General features: G+C 61.8%; 1 pseudogene. It reads right to left on the reverse strand.

The window, feature by feature from the left end:
- Window positions 1–632 (reverse strand): annotated as a pseudogene (locus tag AB6804_RS31925) (transposase); the annotation flags it as partial.
- Between the last annotated feature and the right edge of the window lie 46 nt (window positions 633–678).

Raw genomic sequence — 678 nt, forward strand, 5'->3', positions numbered from 1 at the left:
CACGAAGTCATACGCCCAGACATGTCGTGCCGCCGTAGCTGGTTGAGGCCGGGGTCGATGCATCGACACGCGTCGCCGCGGGCGCTTGCGCGGCACCTGCAATCCCGCGAGCCGCCACAGCCGCCAAGCCCGGTCGGCACTCATCGGATCGCCTTGTCGATCCAAAAAGATCTGGATGCGACGGTAACCGTAGCGCGGATACTGCGCCGACAGGACACGCATCGCCGCCAACACCGGCGCGTCACGCTCGGCCAACTTCGACTGGTAATGCAACGCCGACCTCGCGACTGACATCAGCGCGCACGCACGCCGCTGCGACAGGCCTCGCGCTTTCGCGTAGGCAACCTGCAGGCGGCGAGCGGGCACGCTCACCATTTTTTTGCGTTGATCTCCCTCATTACATCGAGTTCGAGATCACGCTCTGCCACCATCTTCTTCAGTCGCGCGTTTTCCTGCTCAAGCTGCTTAAGGCGCTTCACGTCGGCCGCCTCCATCCCGCCGAAATGCTGACGCCAGTTATAGACCGTCTGCTCGCTGATCCCGTGCTTCTTGGCCACCTCCGCCACCGACGTCTTGTCCGCCTCGCGCAGCATCGTGACCATCTGTTCTTCCGTGAATCGGCTCTTCTTCATGACTTCCATTCCTCCGTTGGAAGCCATTCTCTCAAGTTTCAACCGG

The organism is Caballeronia sp. RCC_10 (assembly GCF_041360715.1).
GTDB lineage: Bacteria > Pseudomonadota > Gammaproteobacteria > Burkholderiales > Burkholderiaceae > Caballeronia > Caballeronia grimmiae.